The following is a 1,126-nucleotide window of genomic DNA, read 5'->3' as shown; positions in this document are numbered from 1 at the left end:
TTGTATTTCATACACGGGCCATAAAAAAACAAGTGGGTTGGGAATTATCTCAAGAAAACGTAGTAAGGGTGTTATGCTGCATACAGCTTTTGCTGTTAGTACAGAAGGCTTGGCATTAGGAATACTAGATCAAAAAATTTACTCGAGACCACCTGTTTCTGAAGAAGCCAAAGAGCTAAAAGAGAGGAATCGTAAAAGAGCACATATTGAAGATAAAGAAAGTATAAAGTGGCTAGAAAGCCTAAAGAAAACAGATAGCATTATAGACTCAACTAAAACTGAAGCTATAACTGTATGTGATAGAGAGGCAGATATTTATGAATTTTTTGAACTTGCACGTAATCTTAACTCAGCAGTTTTAGTAAGAGCTTCCAAAGATCGAGATATAAATAGAAAATCCAGATTTTCCAACGATAAACAAAAATTATGGAAATTTGTTGAAGACTTCTCTAGCATTGGTACAATAGAAATTGAAATCCCTGCAAGAGATAATAAGCCAAAAAGAACAGCATGTTTAGAGGTTAAGTTTGGGAAGTTTATGATGGATCCGCCTAAAAGGCACATAAGGTATAAAGAGTTATATAACCTACCACTTTATGCAGTTTATGTTGTTCTGTCCTCCTGAAGCAAGTCCGCTAGAGTGGATGCTTTTAACGAATCTTCCTGTCAATACTTTTGATGAGGCAGTTGAAAAGGTTAGTTGGTATTGTCTTAGATGGAAGATAGAGATACTTCATAAAATTTTAAAATCTGGCCTTAAAGTTGAAGAATGTAGACTTGAAACAGCAGAAAGATTAATGAGGTATTTAACGGTTATGAGTGTTATTGCTTGGAGAATTTTTTTTATTACAACAATTGCAAGAACCAATCCAACACTACCGTGCACTACTTTATTAGCTGAAGAAGAGTGGAAAGTTTTATACGCGAAAATACACAAATGCCCAAATGTAACTCCTACTATAAAAGAGGTTGTTTCATGGATTGCTCAGCTTGGAGGCCACTTAGCCAGAAAAAATGACCCAGAACCTGGACCTATTACCCTTTGGAAAGGATGGAGACGTCTCTTTGATTTATCAGAAGGATGGAGGCTTGCTACTGAACTTTATACTTATGGGTAATAGTAAGG

General features: G+C 35.8%; 1 pseudogene. It reads left to right on the top strand.

What is annotated here, in order from left to right:
* A pseudogene (locus Wcon_RS08850) lies at positions 1–1,118 on the top strand (IS4 family transposase); the annotation flags it as partial.
* Between the last annotated feature and the right edge of the window lie 8 nt (positions 1,119–1,126).

The organism is Wolbachia endosymbiont of Cylisticus convexus (assembly GCF_003344345.1).
Note: the sequence above shows the minus strand (reverse complement) of the source record. Positions and strands in the feature narration are given on the sequence as shown.